Raw genomic sequence first — 21,000 nt, 5'->3', positions numbered from 1 at the left:
ATGGAATGGGGTGGTTGGGAAGCTGCGGGACTCTCGTAGGTGAAGGAGATAGGCGAGATCCCTTAGTGCTCAGACCGCCTGAGGAAACTACTCGCTCCCCCACAGGAAAGCGAGTAGTTTCCCAACCACCCCTGACTCCAAATGTGGCAAACGAACCCGGGATTATCTCGAAACTGAGTCTTCCACAATCGGAAGCTTATATTATATTAACAATAGGATTCATCAGAGCCTATTTTTTAATGGGCTTGTTTATTACACACCATATGAGGCAAGATGTTTTATGAATACAAAACATGATACTATAATATTATCTATTAAGAGTTAAGGAAGATTCGATATGTTTTTGGTTATGTTTTTGATCGGTTTAATCACAGCCCTAGTCGGTAGTGTGGCAGGCCTTGGAGGAGGCGTTATTTTAGTTCCTGTTCTCCTGTTTTTAGGTGATCATTTTGCTTCCTTCGATTGGGTAAACCCCCAGGCAATCGTGGGGATTTCTTTAGTTGTGATGATTTTTACAGGGATGTCTTCAGCCATCTCGTACATGAAGCACAACCGTGTGGATACAGGAATTGGACTAGTTTTTTTGAGTGGCAGCATTCCGGGAGGCATTTTAGGCTCCTGGCTGAATCAATTTTTTGAAACGGATGGTTTCTCTCTTTTCTTTGGAATTGTTATGATTGCGGTTTCTTTACTGTTTTTCATTCCGCGGAGACCATCAGGTCATTCCTTATTTAAAACAGGTATGTCTAGAGAGAAAACAGTGGACGGGAAAGTGTATAAGTACCGGATGCCTTTTTGGGTTGGGTTTATCTTATCGTTTTGCGTAGGAATGTTATCTGGTTTATTAGGCATAGGTGGAGGATCTTTAATGGTCCCGGCTATGATTTTACTATTGAACCTCCCCCCTCATATTGCGACAGCGACTTCTATGTTCATGATTTTTTTTGCAAGCATAACAAGCTCTGCGACCCATGTTCTTTTAGGGCATGTGGATTGGAGTCATACGCTCTGGTTTATTCCAGGAGCCTACTTAGGAGGAACACTTGGAGCATGGGTCAATCGACGCCTTGATGGGCAAGTCGTGGAGAGATTTCTGAGGGTACTGCTCGTATTGATTGGCATACGTTTAATTTGGCAAGGTTTAGGGTGAGGAGACTGATGATGAAGGAAAAATTATACTTTTATTATACAAGCGATCTGCACAGTCACTTTGAAAATTGGCCACAAATCGTCGGGTATTTTAACGAAAAGAAAAAGAAACACGAGAAAAAAGGGGAAGAGTACTGGCTTTTTGATAATGGAGACCATGTCGATCGTTTTCATCCGATTGCTGAGGGCTTGATGGGGAAGGGCAATGTTGAGTTATTAAATGAAGCTGGATATGATGTAGCAACGATCGGCAACAATGAAGGCATTACTTTAGCGAGTGAAGATCTTCACTCCTTATACGATCATGCAACTTTTCGTGTCGTTTGTGCCAATTTGGATTGTAAGAGCTCCTCTTCACCTGCATGGTTAAAGCCATACCACATTCTTGAGTCCAAATATGGGACGAAAATCGGCGTATTAGGTTTGACTGCACCATTTCAAGCGTTTTACCAGCAATTAGGGTGGGATGTGCTTTCGCCATTCGATATATTGGATGGGATAATTGAAGAGTTGAGAAATCAAACAGATATCATTATCTTACTATCACACCTTGGTATTAATGAAGACGAAGAAATCGCGAGGCGTTATTCAGACATTGATATTATTATAGGGGGCCACACGCACCACCTTTTTAAGAATGGTGAATATATTGATGGTGCCTTGTTGACAGCAGCAGGTAAACACGGGACGCATCTCGGTGAAGTTGCTGTGGAATGGAACATCGATACGCGCCATCTAGAGAAGAAAGAGGCCTATGCCATACCAACGGAACAACTGAAAAAAGATGATGGAGTCACAAAAAAAGTCAAAGATATTCGTTCTAAAGCTGTTCATGAACTAGGCACTCCCGTAGCTTATCTCCGGGAACCTCTGCACATTGCATGGTTTCATGACACCCCGCTTATGAACCGCTTGACTGAACAATTACGCTTATGGACATCGGCGGATATAGCGATGTTAAATGCAGGTGTGCTCCTCGACCATTTATCCGCTGGAGAAATTACTTATGAAGATATTCATCGCATTTGTCCACACCCGATGAACCCCTGTCTTGTGGAATTAAGAGGGGATGAGCTGATGGAAGTGATACGAGCTGCTCATACGAAAGAACTTACGGAAATAAGGCTGAAAGGTTTTGGCTTTAGAGGTGAAGTGATTGGGAAGATGGTTTTTGCAGGTATTGACATAGAAATGGATGATGATGGAGAAGAACATGTAAAGCGTGTCACTTTTGCTGGTGAACCGATTGATTATGATCGTACGTATCGGTTTGCTACAGCGGACACATTTACGTTTGGCCGATTCTTTCCTGAAATCGCCTATTCGAAAACAAAGAAATATTTTATGCCGGAACTATTGCGAGACCTTTTATCTGAAGCACTTAAGTCATAACACTGGGAGCTACCTTTGTAGGTAGCTCTCTTACATAACGGATTGTAAGGAATTTATTATGAGAGTCTTTGCAACAAATTCTCTAGTACCCGGAGCTGTATTAGCTAAAACCATATACAATGAAAGCGGTCAAGCGTTCTTCCAACAAGGTGTAGCTTTTACACCGCGGATCATTGAACGGTTAAAAAGCTTTGATATTACTTATGTGTATATAGAAGATGGACGTGAAGCGATCGTCCCATAGTAAGGGAAATAAAAAGAGATGGTACAAGAGGAAGAAACACCGACTTGTCCAAAGAATTGAATATCCTGATCAAGAATTGTCATATGACATCGGTAAGTTGATGCTTAAACCCTTCTTTTCTTTCATATAGATAGATGAGGAGGGTTGTTCTATGCCAAAGAAGAGTGCGACTACTGGTTCCACGATCGGAAAAAGGATTGTGCTTAGTCTGCTGTTTTTCGCCCTTTTCACAGCGTTAAGCCTTTGGTTCATTAACCGAGGTGTGACTCCGGCGCTCGTTGAAATTGCTGAAACAAAAGCTCAACAGCTGGCTAGGGATGCCATTAATGAAGCAGTCAGTAAAACGATCGCAGAAGATCTACAATTTAATGACCTTGTGAATATGGAAAAAGATAACCAAGGAAACATTGTTTATATGGGATGGAACTCTGTAGTTGTTAACCGCGCACTTCGTGATACGACCATACGTGTTCAGAACTTTTTAAAAAGGATGGAGCTTGGTGAGCTTCCGATGGAGGATACTTCTTTGGAGCCGAATATTGATCCCGATCGCACACAGGAGGAATTAGGAGAACAACCAGCAACACTTATCGAACTTCCTATTGGGGTAGCAACAAACAACAGTTTACTAGCAAACCTTGGGCCAAAAGTTCCTGTTCAACTTAGAGTGATTGGAGACGTTCAATCAGAAGTCGATATCAAGATGACGGAATATGGGATTAACGCTGCTTTATTTGAATTGACGATTCATTTTGAAGTGAATGTCCGGATTGTTATTCCATTTTCTACAGAAACAACTGTCGTAACGAATAATATTCCTATTGATCAAGCTACCATCCTAGGTAAAGTTCCTAATTTTTATGGTGGTATGGGAGGGGAAGGAGATCCATCATTTTCCTATCCAATGGAACCCTTGCAATAAATGCTTGGAATTGTTAAAATTACTGAGAATTGAATATGCGTGACCTTATCAGATCGGTGAGGTAGAGGTGCAAACACCATCAGTAATCAATTGGAGCGAGACAAGCGACGATGATTGATGGAAGGGGATGTTTGCCGAAGTGTTTTGTAGTCCGTCAAACTATAAGACGCTGGTGTATATCTGAACAAGAGATACACTGTCATGCATGCTTTTGGGTGCATGGGGCGCTACTGATCGAAATGGAGGATAATCAAATTGCCACTTACAAAGGCGATGGTAGGTTATTTTCTATCATTGTCTTTTTTTATTCCTCATTTTTATCCGCAGTAGCCTTCCAATCCCGTTACATCAAGATTTACGGAGGGGAAACATCATGGAAGGAACCATCTATTCTTTAATTCCAGCAGTATTAATGTTAATCCTTGTTCTGCTGACAAGGAAAGTCATCCTATCCTTAGGGATTGGGATCATCGTAGGAGCATTCCTGCTCACACAAATGGATATTGGCGGAGGACTAGCGTTAATCTGGTCGATTTTCGCAAACATCTTCGTCAGTGAAGGCGCACTGAATATGGGCAACATTTATTTGTTATCATTTCTATTCTTATTAGGAATTACCACTGCCTTCATGACAGCATCAGGAGGAAGTCGTGCGTTTGGTCGTTGGGCTGTCGAACGTATTCGTACGAGAAAAGGGGCAACACTTGTTCCGGCGCTTCTGGGAATCATCATCTTTATTGATGATTACTTCAATGCACTGGCCGTAGGACAAGTAGCGCGCCCTGTAACCGATCGATATAAAGTATCCCGGGCAAAATTGGCGTATTATATCGATTCCACATCGGCTCCGATTACTGTTATTTCACCTATTTCCAGCTGGGGAGCTTATATTATTGGAACGATCGGAAGTATCCTGGCTGCGAATGAAATCACACAGTATCAAGCTTTTGAAGCATTCGTGTTAATGATTCCAGCAAATCTCTATGTGTTTGCGGCGTTATTGCTCGTATTCTTGACGATTTACTTAAGATTGGATCTTGGTCCGATGAAAGTTCATGAGAAACGAGCCATTGAAACAGGAGAATTGAATAACCCTGAAAAAGGGGACGTTCCTGGTGATTTGAATGATGAATTCAAGGAGCATAACCATGGGAAGATCTCTCATCTGATTTGGCCTATCTTTGCTCTTGTTGTCGGAACTGTGTTAACAATGGTCATCACAGGAATGCGCAACACAGAAGGCAGTGTCGATCTTCTCTCCATCTTTGCAAACACAAATGTGAATATCTCATTGTTCACAGGTGGAGTCGTTTCTGTTGTTGTTGCGCTTGTGCTGTATATCAGTCAACCAAAACCTAAATCAGGAATTTCTCTCGTCTTTGGTCAAGGGATGAAAGCCATGTTACCAGCGATTTACATCTTGGTTTTTGCCTGGATGATCGGTGATATCATCGGCCAGCTTCAAACTGGTGAATATTTAGCCCAGCAATTTACTCAAGCAGATATCAACCTTGCCTATCTGCCTTTGATTATTTTCTTATTGTCTGGCTTCATGGCATTATCAACAGGTACATCTTGGGGAACATTCGGAATTATGCTTCCGATTGCAGGAGAAATCGCGGCAGTGTCCGACCCTACACTGATTTTGCCGGCACTGTCAGCAGTACTCGCTGGATCTGTGTTTGGGGACCACTGTTCACCGATATCCGATACGACAATTCTTTCCTCGACAGGGGCAGGATCGAACCACATTGATCACGTACTCACACAGCTCCCTTATGCCCTTATCGCTGCAGGAGCTGCTTCCATCGGTTATGTTATCTTAGGCTTGTCTGGTGGAGTGTGGCTGCCATTGTTGATGACGTTGATTATTGTCACATTTGTAGCGTTCATTATTCACAAGTTTAATCATAGGCAGCCAACGGAGTAAAATAAAAAGGAATACTTTTTGGGAGAGTATGGAACGTGCAACGTCCATACTCTCTTTTTTTTGTCATCATCTCCCCATTCAAAAATTCTTTACATAGGCTGATTGTTGAAGACTCTGTTTCGTGACTTACAAAATTCTGCCATATAGTATAAATCGTGTATGATAAAAACATATTAATCCATATTATGGTAGTACATTTTACTCAAGGCTTTTAACTCCCCTTCCAATTTCTGAAAATTTAAAAATTATTTTGACAAGCTGCGCATTGCTAGTTATAATTTAAAGCAGAATAATCAGAAAAATAAAAATTAAAAAACATCTTTTCTAGGATGTTAAACTCAGGGAGGTCTTTCGCATGGAAAATCGTGCACAATGGGGAACACGAGCCGGTTTCATACTGGCAGCCGTCGGTTCAGCCATCGGTTTAGGTAACATCTGGCGTTTCCCGGCAGTAGCTTATGAAAATGGTGGTGGGGCATTTTTCATTCCTTATTTATTTGCTCTGTTAACAGCGGGTATTCCGCTACTTGTTATGGAATTCACCATCGGCCACAAATTTAGAGGGTCAGCACCACTTTCATTCTTCAGAATGAACCGTAAAACAGAATGGCTTGGCTGGTGGGCAGTACTTGTATCATTTGTTATTTCAACATATTATGCCGTCATTATTGCCTGGGCAATTTCATACAGTTTCTTTGCATTCAACCTTTCATGGGGTGAAGACACAGAAGGCTTTTTGTTTAGCGATTATTTGCAATTATCCGTAGATCCTGGTCAGACAGGAAGCCTTGTACCTGGTGTTCTTATTCCACTTCTTATCGTTTGGTTGATTACTCTTGGGGTCCTTTTCAAAGGAGTCAAAAAAGGGATTGAAGCGGCAAACAAAATCTTTATCCCTACATTGGTTGTCCTTTTCATAATTATTGTCATCCGGGCGATTACTCTTCCGGGGGCGGCAGAAGGTCTTCAGACTTTCTTTGCTCCAGACTTTAGTGCAATTGCTAATAGTTCCGTGTGGGTAGCGGCCTATGGTCAAATTTTCTTCAGTTTATCGATCGCCTTTGCGATTATGATTACGTACTCCAGTTACCTACCGAAGAAATCGGACTTAACGAACAATGCGTTCATTGCTGGCTTCGGTAATTCAAGCTTTGAACTATTAGCTGGTATTGGAGTGTTTGGTGCATTAGGATTTATGGCTTCCCAGAGCGGCGTACCCGTGAGTGAAGTCGTTAGTGGCGGGGTAGGACTTGCGTTTGTGGTATTCCCGCAAATCATCAATGAATTCCCTGCACTGAATGGATTATTCGGTTTCCTATTCTTCGCATCATTAGTATTAGCCGGACTATCTTCGTTAATCTCTATTTCAGAAACATACGTAGCTGCTTTGAGCGAAAAATTTGGACTTTCAAGAAAAGCTGCTGTAGGACTAGGTGGTGGACTTGCAGCTGTTATTTCCTTGCTTTTCGCGACACAAGGGGGACTTTATCTTCTTGATGCTGCTGATTACTTCATTAACCAATTCGGAGTGGCGTTCGTCGGCCTTGTTGAAGTCGTGGTTATTGCTTGGTTCTTACGTAACCTCAATGACTTCCAAACTCATGCGAACGGTATTTCTGATCTCCGCCTTGGTGGCTGGTGGAAGGTCTGTCTTGGTCTCATCACACCAATTGTGCTTGGATTTATGATGTTTGGCTTATTCAAGAAGAACCTTCTTAAAGAGTTCGATACAGAAACAGGGAACTACGAAGGATATGCTGATGGATTTATTTTATTCGGCGGCTGGTTCGTGGCAGCCTTCGCCATTGTTTTCGGCTTCTTGATGACATTGAAGCGTTGGGATTCAAAAGCCGTTGAAGAGGTAAAAAAGGAGGTAAGCTAATATGACAGCTGGTGCAGTGACAATGATGATTATCGGAATGCTCGTGATATGGGGTGGCCTGGCTGCCAGTATTACGAATGCCGTTAAAAAATCAAAATCATAAGAAAAGGCGTCGCACAATGAAGTGCGGCGCTTTTAATTTTTTGTCATTCTTTCCCACTTCCTCAGAAAAGGGTAAGGATCAAAGGACCATTCATTTTTTCCATTATCTTGATACATGCCGTAATGAAGGTGAGGAGGGAATTTTCCGGATGTTCCAGGTGGTCCATATCCAGAAGCTCCTACCGATCCAATTACATCACCAGGCTGTACGATATCCCCCACTTTAATATCTTCTGAAAAGCTATGCAAATGGGCGTAATAATGGTAAATGTTATAAATATCCCGAATTCCAATCCGCCAACCACCGAACTTATTCCAGCCTTTCATCTCTACAACTCCATAAGTTGTAGATTTAAGGGGAACGCCGTAATTAGCGAAAATATCCGTGCCTTCATGAATGCGTCTTCCTCCAAAGCCTCGAGCATCCCCCCATGTGCTTCTATAGCTGTAATTTGCCTGAAGGGGGAGGGGAAAGTCACGGTTTGTCAAATTAACGGTCTGAAATTTCTTGAATACCCTCGCTGTATTCATAATGGTTTGAACGGTAAGGTCTCTCTTGTAATAATTCCATAGGGCAATTTTAATATCATCACTCGTGGTACCGTAGGACTTCAAGTATGTGCCTATCGAATATAACACGTCTTCGTCATTATCCAACTGAACCTTTTGATCACCATCTCCATCTGAACCCCAGCCTTCCGGGAAGAATGTTGAGGGCATTTCTCCAGCAGAACCAGTCCAGAACATCGGATCCGCTTCAATAGCAGTAACCCGCCCCTCTTTAGGATCGTCATGAACTTGCCTTTCGTATTGATCGATAGCCGCCAGATACTCCCAGGGGATATCAGTGATAGCTGAAGTTTTCTTATATAATGCCATTCGTGCATCGATCTCTTCATCTGCATGTATGGAACCTGCAGAGAAAAGTAGGCATATGCTAAGACATAAGATCATTGAACCGATGTATTTCATAAACTCACCTTCAATGTTTTGATATCTTTAGCATGAGGCAGGCATGCTTTTGTTATGAATGGAAAAATTGGGGTGATGTCAGTTTTCCATCCCGGTTTCTTCTTCTGTATTCATATTTGGTCCAACATCCGGTTGTTGAGGGTTGGATTCCTCGACTTTTCCTTGTGGTGACTTCTTCATTTTTTTGATAATGCTGTCGATCGTATCGTTATACCCTTGATCATAAACGGTGGAATTACTTAAACTTTGAATATCTCCAAAGGAAGCAGGATTGTCAGAGACATACACATGGTAAAAGCTTGGGACTAAAGAATAAGCCGTCTTCTGAACCATATCGGCCGCTGATTCTCGATCTGTGTCGTCTGCTTTTTTGTACGCGACGAGCACTTCATTATCCGTAACTACTGTGGCTACGTCTTCGAATTGATCATAGCGGAGGATCATCCGGGAAATCATATCCGCCATTTCTTCACGATTGACTTTGATTTCACGATGTTCTTCAGCATCTTGATTTAATTGATCTTTGTTAAAGCGCACATAACCAACTTGCCCATCTTTTGGCTTCTCGTTATATCCGTCCATGGCATTGCCATTCAACGTGTCATCATCCATCATATTTTTTGCTTGCTCTTCTTTTGTTTCCTGACATCCCGCAACAATGAGTGTGACAAGGGACAATAAGGTGAATACTCTCCATATCTTTTTCATTATAGTTCCTCCTTCATGTAACTGTTTATAATCATTAGATTGAACAGTTTTATCGGAAACATACTTTTTGCTTTTGTTGTATTTCCTAACATGTGAAAAAATGTGATACACTGAAAAAGGATAGAGGTGATACAAATGATTGAGCTGGCTGGGAAAACATATGAGATCCTGGAGGACTATCAAGAAGGCTTTCAACAAGAAGAAGTGGAAAGTCGTTTTAGTGATATCCTGAATAAATATGATTTTATCGTTGGCGATTGGGGTTATGGTCAATTACGTTTAAAAGGGTTTTATGATGATCAAAATTCCAAAGCAACGTTTGATACCAAAATCAGTACGCTGGAAGATTATTTGTATGAATACTGTAATTTCGGTTGTTCCTACTTTGTACTGAAAAGAATTCGTCAATAAGAAACGGCGCGCCAATCATCGCACGCCGTTTTTTGTTTTGTTTTTAATGAGCTTCCTCAGAGGGCTTTACATTTTCATCTTTTTCATCATGAGTGGGGTGAGCACCATCCTCTTGACGAGGAAGATCCTGGTGGAGCCCTTTGTTTTCATAATTAAAAGCGCTGTAATATCGCTGCTCCTCGGTCCATGGCGCACTCTTATCATTGGTTACAGGTTCATATTTGTTTCTGGGTGCACCATAAGGCCCTTCAGGAAGTTGTTCGGGAGTCAAGTAATTACGTTGGGCTTCGACATTGGCAAAATCCGAATACTTACGTTTTTCTTTACCCATAAAAAAACCTCCTTCCGCATTATTTTTTGTCGAAGGAGGTTTTTTTATGCCCGTCCTCAGAGGAGATCAGGAAGGTAATTCCTTAATTCTTCTGCTTCCATTGCACTGAGTTGAAACATATGTTCCAAATGGCCGATTTCGTTGATGTTTTTATGATCAAGCAAGGCTTGTCGGTTTTTTGGTAAGTTGATGACCATCGTTTGGTTTTGAAAATAATCGGCCTTCATGAGAGCAAGTTCAAAACGGTGACTACCTGCTGTGAATGAAACAAATCGAGTGCTTGTACTTTGAGTGACGTCTTCTAAAAGCGGACGTTGTGCCATGATGTAATCATCTCCTGTTCGTTGTTTTTATAATCCGCTACGAAAAACTTTAGCAATAGTATGCCCGATTTTTATGAAATCAGACACTAAAAATCAGGAAGCGTGAGAGTAAGACTTTTATGGTATCATGAATGAAAAAGGTCATTTTTGTGGGAGGTTAACAAGATGTATTTTGTCAATCGAGAAAAAATTGAAGAGATTTTATCATATATGGAAAAGATACAAGAAGAATTGGCGGCACACTCTTATAAGCATTTTGCAGACCAGCTTCTTTTAGAACGGATGACACACTTGAACATAGAAGCCATCATTGATGTCGGGAACATGATGATCGATGGTTTTATCATGAGAGACCCAGGAAGTTATGAAGATATTATAGACATCCTGACAGATGAAAAGGTATTACCTGAGGATGAGCAGAAAGCATACAAGCAGTTTGTTCAACTTAGAAAAATGATTGTACAACAATATACGGAAGTAGACCATGATCAAATCGTTAAAGTTTGGCAGGAACAAGAACACTCGTTACAAGCTTTCCCAAATCGTGTCCGTCATTACTTGGATAATGAGCTTGGACCCGTGTCTGCCTTTTCCAAAAACTGAGGAGTGTGTAAAGGTATGAACATGAAAGAATATAAAGGTTATCTCATTGATCTCGATGGAACCATGTACAAAGGCGCTGAACGAATTGAAGGAGCGTCAGAATTCGTGGAGCACTTAAAAGAGAAAGACCTTCCATTTTTGTATTTGACAAATAACTCTTCAAAAACCATTGATCAAATTGCAGAGAAACTCAATCATATCGGAGTCCGTGCTAAGCCGGAGCAAGTTTATACAAGCAGTCTTGCAACAGCTGAGTATATAAGCAGCCAAAAAGAAAGAGCCCGCGTTTTTGCTATCGGTGAAGAAGGGTTATACGACGCTTTACGCCAAGAGAGCTTGGAATTGGTGCAAGAGGGAGCAGACTTCGTGGTGATTGGTATTGACCGGGAAATTAATTATGAGAAGCTGGCCTTGGCCTGTTTGGAAGTGAGGAATGGAGCTGCTTTCATAAGTACAAATGGAGACATTGCCATTCCTACAGAGCGGGGTCTTGTGCCGGGAAATGGAGCTTTGACATCCGTCATTTCTGTGAGTACCGGCGTGGAGCCAGTGTTTGTAGGTAAACCTGAGCCGTTAATTATGTCTCGGGCACTCAAACGGTTAGGTTATCATAAAGAGGATGTCTTAATGGTAGGGGACAATTATAACACAGATATTAAAGCTGGAATGACAGCTGGCATGGATACATTAATGGTGGAAACTGGTTTGAGTACGTTCGATGAAATCAAGAATAAGGAACACCAACCCACATATAAATGCAGAGATTTATTCCATTGGATCGAGCGTTTGAATTTTAATGAAAAGAAATAGAGAAACGACCAGAGAATAGCTCTGGTCGTTTTTTTCTACATAAGATATGGACCAAAAAAGACAGTGATGAACAGGATGTGCATCCCTATGAAATAGGTCAATTGGATCGGGTTGGACCAATCTTTTGAACGCGCCCCAGCCTTTAATATCCCGTAAGCAATTCCTGCAAAGCCAAGAAGAAACAATATAGGACTGCCTGGAAAACTTAAATACTCTGGAGCTCTAGCGAGAAGCGCATCTGAAAACATCGGATCCCTTGCTACAATAGCTGCCATTAAGTAAATGAGTATTCCTGTATAGAGGACCCAGGAACGGTCTTGGTCAAGAGCGTCGGCTTTCGAGAACATAATGAAAATCATAAATAGCAAAGGCCATAAGAACCAGAAGGTAGAGATGATTAGGGCAAATAACCCTGAGGAAAGCATACCAATAGTCTTTCCTGAAGCTAGCAACAAACCTTGTTTTGTTATCTGGTCGGCCCTCTCAATCACTTCAGGTTTGCTTGAAGCTAATAACAGCTTATGATCTTCTCCTCCATTGTCTACCCACAAAACCGTTTGTTCATTTAGCCTAACTGGAAAATTAGAAAATGAAGGTGTATTGCTTAATCGTGTTACTTTTGTAGCACTACTCTCACTGATGGTTGCTTGGTATATGTTAAATTGCGGGCCAGGCCGGAAAAGCGTGTCAGTCCAACCGTTTGCTTTAAAGAGGAGTACTGGCCCGTTCTCTGTATTATGAATGCTGAGATCAGATATTTCTTTCAACTCATATGTGGAGTGCGGATCTTGAAAATTCACTCTGTTCAGGTTAGGGTTTTCTCCAAAAGGAGCCTCTGCATAGTAATAGTAATTTTGTATTTTACCGGACTGACTTTGTTTTTGTATCGTTGTAACAAGCAATTGGTAACTGTCATTTTTGGTCGTGAATTGGATATCATTGACCTGTTCAGATTCTTTGACAGAGAACGTAGCTTCACCTAGTGGAGTTATGTTGTTCTTTTTCACCTGGTAATATGTCAGTGAATTTCCTGAGGACGTCACTTCATCTGTCAATAAAAAAGTACCACTGTCTGTCTCTGCCATATGGACAGAGGCTTTCGGGTTTTCCAGTGACAAAAGCTCTTCACTAGCAGATTCATTTACGTCAAAGCTATAAATTTTATCCTCATTTCTGTAAAAAGCCCTGCTTTCGAGAGGATAAAAAGCTTGAAGGTCAGTGATTTTCTCCCCTGTCTCTTGATCGTACATGCCATAATAATCGGCATGAATTACCTTGTTTTCACCTATGTAGAATTGAGTGAATTTATCGACAGGAATATCATATGAGTTTTGTTCCTTTATTTCATATTGATCATTGTAAATGTTTTGTTGGATCCCATTTTCGGTAAGAAAAGAAACGGATGGGTTCCCATCGTGAATGCCTACATTGGGGGGGCGTAAAACAGGAGTTGTTCCAATATCCAAGGCGCGGCTCCAACCCTCATCCGGCGGTTCAGTGACTTTTTGATAATTATGAGAAAACAGCAAGCTTACAGCGATTAGAACAATGATCGTAGGAAGCAGCCAAACTAACTTTCCTCTCCAATTTTTCATCTATTGTATCTCCTTCCTTTTTCTGCCTCTTCATGTAGTACGTAGTAAGATTATAAAGGTTTCAGAAAAATAAAAATACGATAAGAAAAGAAGTCTGAAAAATAACATTCAGCATATTTCAATTCATGTTCTTTATTAATCTATATGGCAGGATTGTGGAAGACTTGATTTCGAGATGTTTCGGGTTTCGTTTGCCGTATTGAGCGGTAGGGGTGGCTGGGAAGCAACTCGCTTTCCTGTGGGGGAGTGGCAAGCTTCCTCGGACTTCGTCCTGCGGGATCTCGCCTATCTCCTTTCTCCCACGGGAGTCTCGTAGCTTCCCAACCACCCCATTTAATGTATGTGTGAAACGAACCCCTTTGCCGAGGATGAGTGTCTTTCACAGTTCCTGGTCTATAGTAATAAAGCGCTCTATAGCAGGCTTTCAATGTAGAATATACAATATACACTTTAAGACCTAAAAGCTAATATGGAAAGCTTCGCTATTTATTGAAGTTCTTTCGAGATACTTATATGGCAAAGGGGCGGAGGGGAATGGCGAGACTCCTGCGGGAAAAAAGTGCATGGTGAGACCCCACAGGACGCAGTCCGAGGAGGCTCACCGCGCTCCCGCGGAAAGCGAGCCATTCCCCGCAGCCCCATGCACTCACCAAAAGTCTCGAAACTGAGTCTTCCACACTCGGGAGCTTTTATTGAAGGAGATTAGAGGAAAATAAAAAGCAGCTCAATGGGAAGGTACGGAAATGTCGTACACTTCATTGAACTACTTTACACTTACATCATTCATTTTTATTAAACTTCAGCATCTCCAGCGATGGTGTGGGCAAGTCTGCTGGATGCGGCGGCTGCAATGGCACCGACAATGTCATCCAGGAATGTGTGGCATTCCCCTGAGGATTTATCATTCAGTTTTTGTAAGATTCCTGGTTTCTGTTTATCGATGTAACCGTAATTTGTAAAACCGATAGATCCGTAAACGTTTACGATGGAAAAGGCGATGATTTCATCAATTCCATAAAGGCTTTCGTCTACTTCTATGGTCGACTGCAATGGTTCTTCAAGCATTTTCTTTTCTGCTAGCCGATCCATTTGAATCCCAGTAATGACTGCATTCTGAACTTCCCGCTTTGTCAGTACTTTATTCACATTGAAGCGGCAGTCGTCCATGGACAAGTCTTCGTGATATTTAGACTGTAAGTAATAGACAAGGTCAGCAATGTCATCAATGGTGACCCCTCTTTCCACCAGCCAATCTCTTGCTGTTTTTTCAAGAGTGGATACTTTTCTTTCTTCTGCCATAGTGAAAAACCTCCCTGCTCATCATGACTTGCACTGTACCATACCCGCGTTTATTATTGCACAAACGAGCGGTGTTATGTTCATTATATCAAAACTTCTCCCTGAAGGTGCAAAAGTGTAGAAGGTTGGAAAGTCTCAGCGGTCATTTGCTATGATAAAATAATAAAAAAGATGGAGGTTCGATCATTGACAAAACCAAAAGTTTTTATTACCCGTCGTCTCCCTGATGAAGTCGTGAATCCTTATAGAGAGCACTTGGATATTGAAATGTGGCCACGTGAAGAAGAACCTGTAGGGCGCCAAGTTTTTATAGAACGAGCCCAATCTTCTCATGGCTTAATGACCATGTTGACAGAAGATGTAGATGAACAAATTCTCAGCCAATCCAATAATCTTTCTATCGTAGCGAATATGGCCGTCGGCTATGATAATGTCGATGTGAAAACAGCTGAGCGTCTAAATATTGCTGTAACCAACACACCAGATGTGCTTACAGAAACAACAGCAGATCTCACATTTGGTTTATTGATGGCCACAGCGAGGAAAATGATTGAGGCAAGTCAATACATAAAAGACAATAAGTGGGAGAATTGGTCTCCGTTGATGTTAGCAGGTACGGATATTCACGGGAAAACAATAGGCATCGTTGGGATGGGCAGAATTGGAGAAGCAGTTGCAAAGAGAGCAAAAGGCTTCGGTATGAATGTGCTGTATTATAACCGTTCTCGTAAACCCGAGGCGGAAGAGACCTTTGGTGCGAGCTATACGGATTTTGAGGTGTTGCTTGAACAAGCTGATTATGTCGTGTGTTTGACCCCTTTGACAGATGAAACCAAACACATGTTTAATAAGGATGCTTTCCATAGGATGAAAAAGGATGCTTTCTTCATCAACGCTTCCAGAGGAGCTACGGTAGATGAAGAAGCGCTGTATGAGGCGATCATAAAGAAAAAGATTGCCGGGGCGGGGCTTGATGTATTTGAACAAGAACCGATTTCCTCAGAACATCCATTGCTTTCATGCCCTGAAGTGGTCTGTTTACCGCATATCGGATCATCGACGAAGGAAACAAGATATAAAATGATGAGGCTTAGTCTCGATAATCTTGTCCATCACTTCCAAGGCAAACCATTAATCACACCTGTCACTTCAAGCACTGATAACTCTTAATTTTCACTAAAGCGTTTTTGAAGTATCTGGCAGCACTGTGTAAGACTCGATTTCGAGATGTTTCGTGGTTCGTTGCCATATTGAACGTGAGGGGTGGCTGGGAAGCAACTCGCTTTCCTGTGGGGGAGTGGCGAGCTTCCTCGGACTTCGTCCTGCGGGATCTCGCCTATCTCCTTTCACCCACGGGAGTCTCGCAGCTTCCCAACCACTCCATACCATGAGACTGAAAAACGAACCCCTTTTCCGAAGATGAGTGTCTTCCACTATCCATGCCAGAGTGTTACCAAGCGCTCCGTAGCAGCTTTCAATGTGGGGAATCCATTCTTTATCATCTGCATGCTAATCATAGTAAATTTCCTTTGTGGAAGTGGTTTCGAGACACTTATATGGTAAAGGGACGTCGGGGGATGGGGAGACTCCTGCGGGAAGAGAGTGCTTGGTGAGACCCCGCAGTGCGAAGCTCGAGGAGGCTCACCGCGCTCCCGCGGAAAGCGAGTCATCCCCCGACGCCCCGAACCGTCCACACAAAAGTCTCGAAACTGAGTCTTCAAGAATGGAGAGCTTATGTTGAACTGAGATAGGGATGAGTATTACAAAAAAAGAGCCGCTCCATTTTGGGCGGCTCTTTTGGTTAGGTGTATTAAAATACTTGTTCGACTTCGTAAACTCCTGGTACTTCTTGTGCAAGAGCCCTTTCGATTCCTGCTTTCAAAGTGATTGTGGAACTAGGGCAGTTTCCGCAAGCACCCATGAGTCGCAGGCGGACGATTCCGTCTTCAACATCGACAAGCTCGACGTCCCCACCGTCACGTAGTAAAAATGGGCGAAGTTTATTGAGTACCTCTTGAACCTGTTCATGCATGTTCAATCTTCCCCTTTCTTAAGTATCATTATAAAACGAAATGACTAAAAAATCTATGGTTGTCTAAGTCTCTGTACATTAATATTGAGAACTATTATCATTTTATCTTTTTTCTTTTCTTTTGTAAAATGGAAAAAACGTAACATAAAAGGGAGAGGGTACGGATGGGGGAACAGCAGAAAGTTAGAGTAGCAGTTTATGGAGCTGATGTAAAATGTGCCAGTTGTGTCAATGCACCTGGTTCGAGGGAGACATATGAATGGCTGCAGGCGGCTATAGGAAGAAAGTATAATGATTCAATGGTTACCTACAATTACTATGATATCCATGAAGAAGATCGGAATGGCGCTGACTCTTCCATTATCCAACAGTTGTTAGATGACGAACTATTTTATCCTCTTGTCCTCGTTGAGAATGAAATTGTAGGCGAGGGGGATCCCAAGCTGAAAAAAGTCTATAAGGCCTTGGATAAGAATGGACTCCAGCCAAAGGAAATTTCATAGCAGACTTGGCGGATGATGTGATATGATTAGGAAAAGGTAGGGTTTCATCCAATATAGAGGTGAAGCGGATGAATCCATTAATTGAATTTTGCATCAATAACTTGATCAGTGGATCGCAAGAAGCTAAAGAAACCCTTGAGAAAGATCCTGATCTTGATGTTGTCGAATATGGGTGTTTAAGAAACTGTGGACTATGTTCCCAGACGCTATATGCAGTTGTAGAAGGAGATCGTGTCATGGCCGATACACCTGATGAATTAGTCGATAAGATTTATGAACATTTGGACGAAACCCTATAAGACGGTGTAGCCATGGAAGTGAAAAGGTATCCTTTAAACAAGGGTGCCTTTTGTTTCTGAATACGGGATGTTTGATTAAAAGTTCTGCCATTTAGTATACTGACAATAAGAAGAGAAAGGAGAGGCTTGGTATGATTCTGAATATCACAGAAGCCGCAAGTCACCAGATCAAAGAGATGATGAAAGAAGAAGGAGATGTTCGTCTTCGCTTCGGTGTCAAAGGTGGAGGCTGCAGTGGATTGTCTTATGCCATGGGCTTCGAAGATGAAATCAATGAGGAACTTGATCTTGTAGAGGAGTCCAGTGGAATCCCGGTCGTCATTAACCGTCAAGATGCCGCTATTGTCGAAGGTACGACCATCGACTTCAAACAGAATATGATGGGTGGCGGATTCACCATTGATAATCCGAACGCGATTGTTTCCTGTGGTTGTGGATCTTCATTCAAAACAGCAACAAATGCTGGAACCCCAGACCCAAATTGTTAATATTAAACCTTTCTGTTTTTACAGAAAGGTTTTTCTTATCTCAGAATTTAAAAAGGAAGAAGACCGCTTAATAGGGCTTCTTCCTTTTGTTTTTTATGAAAACATGCTAGTCGAGTGTTTAGGTTGAACACGAGCACCTGGGTCGATATAGGCTTTAGCATTGTTGACGGCTGTTGGACCTTCACCAAAACCAGAAGCAATCAATTTCACTTTTCCAGGGTAGGTGCAAATATCCCCCGCTGCATAAATGCCTTTGATATTAGTTTCCATTTTAGAATTGACGACGATGCTGTTCTTTTCAATTTCCAACTCCCAATTTTTTATCGGGCCAAGGGAGGAGATGAAACCGTAGTTTACAATTACATCGTCAACATCAATCGTTTCTACTCGATCCCCTTTTACTTCTTTTAATTCCACCTGTTCAATGCGTTCCTCGCCAATCATTTTTTCAGGAGTGAATGGAGTCATAATTCTGACGTTCGATTCATTAAGCTGTGACACACTATGTTCGTGCGCTCTGAATTTATCTCTTCTATGGACGAGAGTCACTTGTTCAGCGATTGGCTCAAGCATAAGGGCCCAGTCGACAGCAGAGTCTCCGCCACCAGCAATCATGACTTTTTTGTCACGGAACTTGTCCATATTGCTAACGTGGTAATGGAGGTTTGTATCTTCAAAGCGTTCGGTATCTTCAATCTTTAGTTTTCTTGGTTGAAAGGCTCCATTACCTGCTGTGATAATGATAGTCTTCGTGTAATGAACGTCCTTGTCTGTCGTTAGCTTGATGGTTTCATCATCCATTCTTTCTACGGAAACCACTTCCTGGTTCAAAGAAATTGTAGGATTGAACATCATCGCTTGTTCCTCTAAGTTGTCGACAAGTTCTTGTGCTCGTACTTTCGGAAACCCGGCAACATCAAAAATGTATTTTTCAGGGTAGAGAGCTGTAAGTTGGCCTCCCAAATGAGGAAGACTTTCAATGATGTTTACACTAGCTTCACGCATTCCGCCATAGAATGCTGTGAATAAACCGACTGGACCACCGCCGATTACCGTTATATCGTATATTTTTTCACTCATAATAAACCTCCTGATGAAAATTTCACTAAAATACATTCTATCATAAAAAAATTTCTGATGGGAACAGTAGGGGAATGTAAACCTTTACAAAAGGTTAATTGATGAATAATTCCGATAAAGGGCTTTCGGGTTGAAAATGGTTAGGAAAAGGTCTAAGATAAAATCAGATAATATAGTAAAAATTTGTGACAATTTTCACCTGAAACCGACTCAGGTTTTTTTCATTTTTTCTTGTGTGAAAGTAGTCACAAGCATTAGTCAACGGATCATTAATACGAGATGGAAGTGATTAACCATGAGAAACCCAAACATTGTGATTCTCGGTGCCGGTTATGGCGGAATCATGACAGCAGTGAAGTTACAGAAGAGCCTAGGTGCAAATGATGCAAATGTGACACTGGTCAATAAGCATAGTTACCATTACCAAACCACTTGGTTGCATGAAAATGCTGCGGGTACCTTACACCATGACCGCACGCGTATCCAAATCAGTGATGTCATTAATACGAGTAAAGTAAATTTTGTACAAGATACCGTGACGGATATCAAACCCGAAGATAAGAAAGTATTGCTCGAAAACGGTGAGCTTTCATACGACTACCTCGTCATCGGACTTGGTTTTGAGTCTGCCACGTTCGGTATTTCTGGATTGAAAGAGAATGCTTTCACCATAAACAGCATCAACAGTGCGCGATTGATTCGTCAGCACATTGAATATAACTTCGCAAAATATAATAATGAAGCGGAAAAAAAGCAAGAACGTTTAAACATTGTCGTAGGCGGTGCCGGATTCACCGGCATCGAGTTCGTAGGTGAGCTCGCTAACCGTGTACCGGAACTTTGTAAAGAATACGACATCCCACGTGAAAAAGTACGCATCATCAACGTTGAAGCTGCTCCAACGGCACTCCCGGGGTTCGATCCGGAGCTTGTGGAGTACGCGATGAACTCCTTAGAAGCAAGAGGCGTCGAATTCAAAATTGGGGCGATGATCAAAGAAGTTACTGAAAACAAGCTCGTTTTCGAGAAAGACGAGCAGCGTGAAGAAATTGAGACGAACACGGTAGTTTGGGCTGCTGGTGTACGTGGCAACTCTCTTGTTGAAAAAGCAGGATTTGAAGCAAACCGCGGACGTATCCCAGTCGGAGATGACCTGCGGCCAGAGGGTTACGACGATGTCTTCATCGTAGGGGACTGTGCATTGGTAATGAACGAGGAAACGGAACGCCCTTATCCTCCAACAGCACAAATTGCTATCCAGCAGGCAGAGCAAACAGCAGCGAACCTCACACGTCTGATCAGAGGTGAGGATCACCTTGAACCATTTGAGCCGGACTTGAAAGGGACCGTCGCCTCCCTTGGTCATAATGATGCGATAGGCGTAGTCTTTGATGATAAGAAATTGTTCGGATGGTCAGCAACCGCGATGAAGAAAATCATCGATAACCGCTACCTGCTAAAACTAGGCGGTGTACCACTCGTCCTTAAAAAAGGAAAACTAAACTTCTTCCATTAATAATTACTAAAAGCGAAAGCAGATCCACTGCTTTCGCTTTTCTTTTTGAAGACTCAGTTTCGAGACTTTTATGTGTGGAAATGGTGGTTGGGAAAACGGCTCGCTTTCCGTGGGGATGACGGCAAGCCTCCTCGAGCTCCGCTCTGCGGGGTCTCGCCAGCCAATCCATTCCCACAGGAGTCTCCCCGTTTTCCAAACCACCTTACGATAGAAAGGTGCTCGAAACCACCTTCAGAGGCCGAGTTTTTTTGAGACGAAGAATGCTGTCGGACCAGTACTGGGACATGGTTATCCTACTTATAGGTAGGTGGTCTGAGGAGCGATTTCGAGAACTTATTATGGCAAAGGGGCGGAGGGGAATGGGGAAGACTCCTGCGGGAAAAAAGTGCTTGGTGAGACCCCGCAGGAC

At 42.2% G+C, this 21,000-nt stretch carries 23 protein-coding genes and 1 riboswitch; of the genes, 15 read left to right on the top strand and 8 right to left on the bottom strand.

The features are described 5' to 3' along the window. Window positions 1-337: 337 nt before the first annotated feature. The 7 genes from BLS23_RS16580 (at window position 338) to BLS23_RS21520 (ending at window position 7,622) form a co-directional block, all read left to right on the top strand. Complete coding sequence (locus BLS23_RS16580; protein ID WP_089654160.1) at window positions 338-1,150, top strand: sulfite exporter TauE/SafE family protein; 813 nt, start codon at window positions 338-340, stop codon at window positions 1,148-1,150. Window positions 1,151-1,161: 11 nt separating this feature from the next. Beyond that, the gene (locus BLS23_RS16575) at window positions 1,162-2,541 is read left to right on the top strand and encodes a bifunctional metallophosphatase/5'-nucleotidase (protein ID WP_167356106.1); all 1,380 of its coding nucleotides are present in this window, start codon (window positions 1,162-1,164) and stop codon (window positions 2,539-2,541) included. Between the two features lie 58 nt (window positions 2,542-2,599). Beyond that, a complete protein-coding gene (locus tag BLS23_RS16570) occupies window positions 2,600-2,785 on the top strand; it encodes a hypothetical protein (RefSeq protein WP_089654158.1) in 186 nt (61 codons plus the stop codon). A 151-nt stretch (window positions 2,786-2,936) separates the two neighbouring features. After that, on the top strand, window positions 2,937-3,707 hold the full coding sequence (gene yunB / locus BLS23_RS16565; RefSeq protein ID WP_089654157.1) for a sporulation protein YunB: 771 nt from the start codon (window positions 2,937-2,939) through the stop codon (window positions 3,705-3,707). A gap of 54 nt (window positions 3,708-3,761) precedes the next feature. Next, window positions 3,762-3,945, top strand: a riboswitch (Lysine riboswitch). 135 nt (window positions 3,946-4,080) lie between these two features. After that, entirely contained in the window at window positions 4,081-5,637 is a 1,557-nt protein-coding gene (locus BLS23_RS16555) for a Na+/H+ antiporter NhaC family protein (protein WP_089654155.1), read from the top strand. 355 nt (window positions 5,638-5,992) lie between these two features. After that, a complete protein-coding gene (locus BLS23_RS16550; RefSeq protein ID WP_089654154.1) occupies window positions 5,993-7,519 on the top strand; it encodes a sodium-dependent transporter in 1,527 nt (508 codons plus the stop codon). A gap of 1 nt (window position 7,520) precedes the next feature. Then, the gene (locus BLS23_RS21520) at window positions 7,521-7,622 is read left to right on the top strand and encodes a MetS family NSS transporter small subunit (protein ID WP_115893550.1); all 102 of its coding nucleotides are present in this window, start codon (window positions 7,521-7,523) and stop codon (window positions 7,620-7,622) included. A gap of 32 nt (window positions 7,623-7,654) precedes the next feature. On the opposite strand, the gene BLS23_RS16545 is transcribed toward BLS23_RS21520, so the two are convergent. Then, window positions 7,655-8,593: a M23 family metallopeptidase gene (locus BLS23_RS16545; protein WP_089654153.1), complete on the bottom strand. Its 939-nt coding sequence runs from the start codon at window positions 8,591-8,593 to the stop codon at window positions 7,655-7,657. Window positions 8,594-8,671: 78 nt separating this feature from the next. Beyond that, the gene (locus tag BLS23_RS16540) at window positions 8,672-9,301 is read right to left on the bottom strand and encodes a YhcN/YlaJ family sporulation lipoprotein (protein ID WP_089654152.1); all 630 of its coding nucleotides are present in this window, start codon (window positions 9,299-9,301) and stop codon (window positions 8,672-8,674) included. Between the two features lie 135 nt (window positions 9,302-9,436). Between BLS23_RS16540 and BLS23_RS16535 the strand changes: the two genes are divergently transcribed. Beyond that, window positions 9,437-9,712, top strand: a complete 276-nt coding sequence (locus BLS23_RS16535; RefSeq protein ID WP_089654151.1) for a YutD family protein — start codon at window positions 9,437-9,439, stop codon at window positions 9,710-9,712. Between the two features lie 43 nt (window positions 9,713-9,755). Here BLS23_RS16535 and BLS23_RS16530 read toward each other — a convergent pair whose 3' ends face one another. Beyond that, window positions 9,756-10,043 (bottom strand): cytosolic protein, encoded by a 288-nt coding sequence (locus tag BLS23_RS16530; protein ID WP_089654150.1) that lies wholly within the window; start codon window positions 10,041-10,043, stop codon window positions 9,756-9,758. 56 nt (window positions 10,044-10,099) lie between these two features. Beyond that, window positions 10,100-10,366, bottom strand: a complete 267-nt coding sequence (locus tag BLS23_RS16525; protein WP_089654149.1) for a DUF3055 domain-containing protein — start codon at window positions 10,364-10,366, stop codon at window positions 10,100-10,102. Window positions 10,367-10,531: 165 nt separating this feature from the next. Between BLS23_RS16525 and hepT the strand changes: the two genes are divergently transcribed. Then, on the top strand, window positions 10,532-10,969 hold the full coding sequence (gene hepT / locus BLS23_RS16520; protein ID WP_089654148.1) for a type VII toxin-antitoxin system HepT family RNase toxin: 438 nt from the start codon (window positions 10,532-10,534) through the stop codon (window positions 10,967-10,969). Between the two features lie 21 nt (window positions 10,970-10,990). Next, window positions 10,991-11,779 (top strand): TIGR01457 family HAD-type hydrolase, encoded by a 789-nt coding sequence (locus BLS23_RS16515; RefSeq protein WP_089654198.1) that lies wholly within the window; start codon window positions 10,991-10,993, stop codon window positions 11,777-11,779. 35 nt (window positions 11,780-11,814) lie between these two features. Here BLS23_RS16515 and BLS23_RS16510 read toward each other — a convergent pair whose 3' ends face one another. Continuing rightward, on the bottom strand, window positions 11,815-13,374 hold the full coding sequence (locus tag BLS23_RS16510; protein WP_089654147.1) for a hypothetical protein: 1,560 nt from the start codon (window positions 13,372-13,374) through the stop codon (window positions 11,815-11,817). Window positions 13,375-14,166: 792 nt separating this feature from the next. Beyond that, window positions 14,167-14,673 (bottom strand): phosphatidylglycerophosphatase A family protein, encoded by a 507-nt coding sequence (locus tag BLS23_RS16505; protein WP_089654146.1) that lies wholly within the window; start codon window positions 14,671-14,673, stop codon window positions 14,167-14,169. 186 nt (window positions 14,674-14,859) lie between these two features. Between BLS23_RS16505 and BLS23_RS16500 the strand changes: the two genes are divergently transcribed. Beyond that, window positions 14,860-15,843 carry a 2-hydroxyacid dehydrogenase gene (locus BLS23_RS16500; protein ID WP_089654145.1) on the top strand — a complete coding sequence of 328 codons (984 nt, stop codon included), beginning with the start codon at window positions 14,860-14,862 and terminating at the stop codon, window positions 15,841-15,843. Window positions 15,844-16,483: 640 nt separating this feature from the next. On the opposite strand, the gene BLS23_RS16495 is transcribed toward BLS23_RS16500, so the two are convergent. Then, window positions 16,484-16,705 (bottom strand): NifU family protein, encoded by a 222-nt coding sequence (locus BLS23_RS16495; RefSeq protein ID WP_089654144.1) that lies wholly within the window; start codon window positions 16,703-16,705, stop codon window positions 16,484-16,486. Window positions 16,706-16,869: 164 nt separating this feature from the next. Between BLS23_RS16495 and BLS23_RS16490 the strand changes: the two genes are divergently transcribed. The 3 genes from BLS23_RS16490 (at window position 16,870) to BLS23_RS16480 (ending at window position 17,995) form a co-directional block, all read left to right on the top strand. Continuing rightward, entirely contained in the window at window positions 16,870-17,208 is a 339-nt protein-coding gene (locus BLS23_RS16490; RefSeq protein WP_089654143.1) for a YuzD family protein, read from the top strand. 68 nt (window positions 17,209-17,276) lie between these two features. After that, a complete protein-coding gene (locus tag BLS23_RS16485) occupies window positions 17,277-17,507 on the top strand; it encodes a YuzB family protein (RefSeq protein WP_089654142.1) in 231 nt (76 codons plus the stop codon). A 131-nt stretch (window positions 17,508-17,638) separates the two neighbouring features. Beyond that, window positions 17,639-17,995 (top strand): HesB/IscA family protein, encoded by a 357-nt coding sequence (locus BLS23_RS16480; RefSeq protein WP_089654141.1) that lies wholly within the window; start codon window positions 17,639-17,641, stop codon window positions 17,993-17,995. A 93-nt stretch (window positions 17,996-18,088) separates the two neighbouring features. On the opposite strand, the gene BLS23_RS16475 is transcribed toward BLS23_RS16480, so the two are convergent. Continuing rightward, window positions 18,089-19,075: an NAD(P)/FAD-dependent oxidoreductase gene (locus tag BLS23_RS16475; protein ID WP_089654140.1), complete on the bottom strand. Its 987-nt coding sequence runs from the start codon at window positions 19,073-19,075 to the stop codon at window positions 18,089-18,091. Window positions 19,076-19,370: 295 nt separating this feature from the next. Here BLS23_RS16475 and BLS23_RS16470 point away from each other — a divergent pair, with 295 nt between their 5' ends. Continuing rightward, window positions 19,371-20,591, top strand: a complete 1,221-nt coding sequence (locus BLS23_RS16470) for an NAD(P)/FAD-dependent oxidoreductase (RefSeq protein WP_089654139.1) — start codon at window positions 19,371-19,373, stop codon at window positions 20,589-20,591. The last annotated feature ends 409 nt before the right edge of the window (window positions 20,592-21,000 follow it).

It is taken from the genome of Halobacillus aidingensis, assembly GCF_900104185.1.
GTDB classification, from domain to species: Bacteria; Bacillota; Bacilli; order Bacillales; family Halobacillaceae; genus Halobacillus; species Halobacillus aidingensis.
Note: the sequence above shows the minus strand (reverse complement) of the source record. Positions and strands in the feature narration are given on the sequence as shown.

Excerpts from the sequence above, each read along its gene's own strand:
- BLS23_RS16470 (WP_089654139.1), top strand. The coding sequence starts at position 19,371 with ATGAGAAACCCAAACATTGTGATTCTCGGTGCCGGTTATGGCGGAATC.
- BLS23_RS21520 (WP_115893550.1), top strand. The coding sequence starts at position 7,521 with ATGACAGCTGGTGCAGTGACAATGATGATTATCGGAATGCTCGTGATA.
- BLS23_RS16505 (WP_089654146.1), bottom strand. The coding sequence starts at position 14,673 with ATGGCAGAAGAAAGAAAAGTATCCACTCTTGAAAAAACAGCAAGAGAT.
- BLS23_RS16530 (WP_089654150.1), bottom strand. The coding sequence starts at position 10,043 with ATGGGTAAAGAAAAACGTAAGTATTCGGATTTTGCCAATGTCGAAGCC.
- BLS23_RS16535 (WP_089654151.1), top strand. The coding sequence starts at position 9,437 with ATGATTGAGCTGGCTGGGAAAACATATGAGATCCTGGAGGACTATCAA.
- BLS23_RS16525 (WP_089654149.1), bottom strand. The coding sequence starts at position 10,366 with ATGGCACAACGTCCGCTTTTAGAAGACGTCACTCAAAGTACAAGCACT.
- hepT (WP_089654148.1), top strand. The coding sequence starts at position 10,532 with ATGTATTTTGTCAATCGAGAAAAAATTGAAGAGATTTTATCATATATG.
- BLS23_RS16580 (WP_089654160.1), top strand. The coding sequence starts at position 338 with ATGTTTTTGGTTATGTTTTTGATCGGTTTAATCACAGCCCTAGTCGGT.
- BLS23_RS16570 (WP_089654158.1), top strand. The coding sequence starts at position 2,600 with ATGAGAGTCTTTGCAACAAATTCTCTAGTACCCGGAGCTGTATTAGCT.
- BLS23_RS16575 (WP_167356106.1), top strand. The coding sequence starts at position 1,162 with ATGAAGGAAAAATTATACTTTTATTATACAAGCGATCTGCACAGTCAC.
- BLS23_RS16495 (WP_089654144.1), bottom strand. The coding sequence starts at position 16,705 with ATGCATGAACAGGTTCAAGAGGTACTCAATAAACTTCGCCCATTTTTA.
- BLS23_RS16545 (WP_089654153.1), bottom strand. The coding sequence starts at position 8,593 with ATGAAATACATCGGTTCAATGATCTTATGTCTTAGCATATGCCTACTT.
- BLS23_RS16555 (WP_089654155.1), top strand. The coding sequence starts at position 4,081 with ATGGAAGGAACCATCTATTCTTTAATTCCAGCAGTATTAATGTTAATC.
- BLS23_RS16550 (WP_089654154.1), top strand. The coding sequence starts at position 5,993 with ATGGAAAATCGTGCACAATGGGGAACACGAGCCGGTTTCATACTGGCA.
- BLS23_RS16540 (WP_089654152.1), bottom strand. The coding sequence starts at position 9,301 with ATGAAAAAGATATGGAGAGTATTCACCTTATTGTCCCTTGTCACACTC.
- yunB (WP_089654157.1), top strand. The coding sequence starts at position 2,937 with ATGCCAAAGAAGAGTGCGACTACTGGTTCCACGATCGGAAAAAGGATT.
- BLS23_RS16510 (WP_089654147.1), bottom strand. The coding sequence starts at position 13,374 with ATGAAAAATTGGAGAGGAAAGTTAGTTTGGCTGCTTCCTACGATCATT.
- BLS23_RS16480 (WP_089654141.1), top strand. The coding sequence starts at position 17,639 with ATGATTCTGAATATCACAGAAGCCGCAAGTCACCAGATCAAAGAGATG.
- BLS23_RS16490 (WP_089654143.1), top strand. The coding sequence starts at position 16,870 with ATGGGGGAACAGCAGAAAGTTAGAGTAGCAGTTTATGGAGCTGATGTA.
- BLS23_RS16515 (WP_089654198.1), top strand. The coding sequence starts at position 10,991 with ATGAAAGAATATAAAGGTTATCTCATTGATCTCGATGGAACCATGTAC.
- BLS23_RS16485 (WP_089654142.1), top strand. The coding sequence starts at position 17,277 with ATGAATCCATTAATTGAATTTTGCATCAATAACTTGATCAGTGGATCG.
- BLS23_RS16475 (WP_089654140.1), bottom strand. The coding sequence starts at position 19,075 with ATGAGTGAAAAAATATACGATATAACGGTAATCGGCGGTGGTCCAGTC.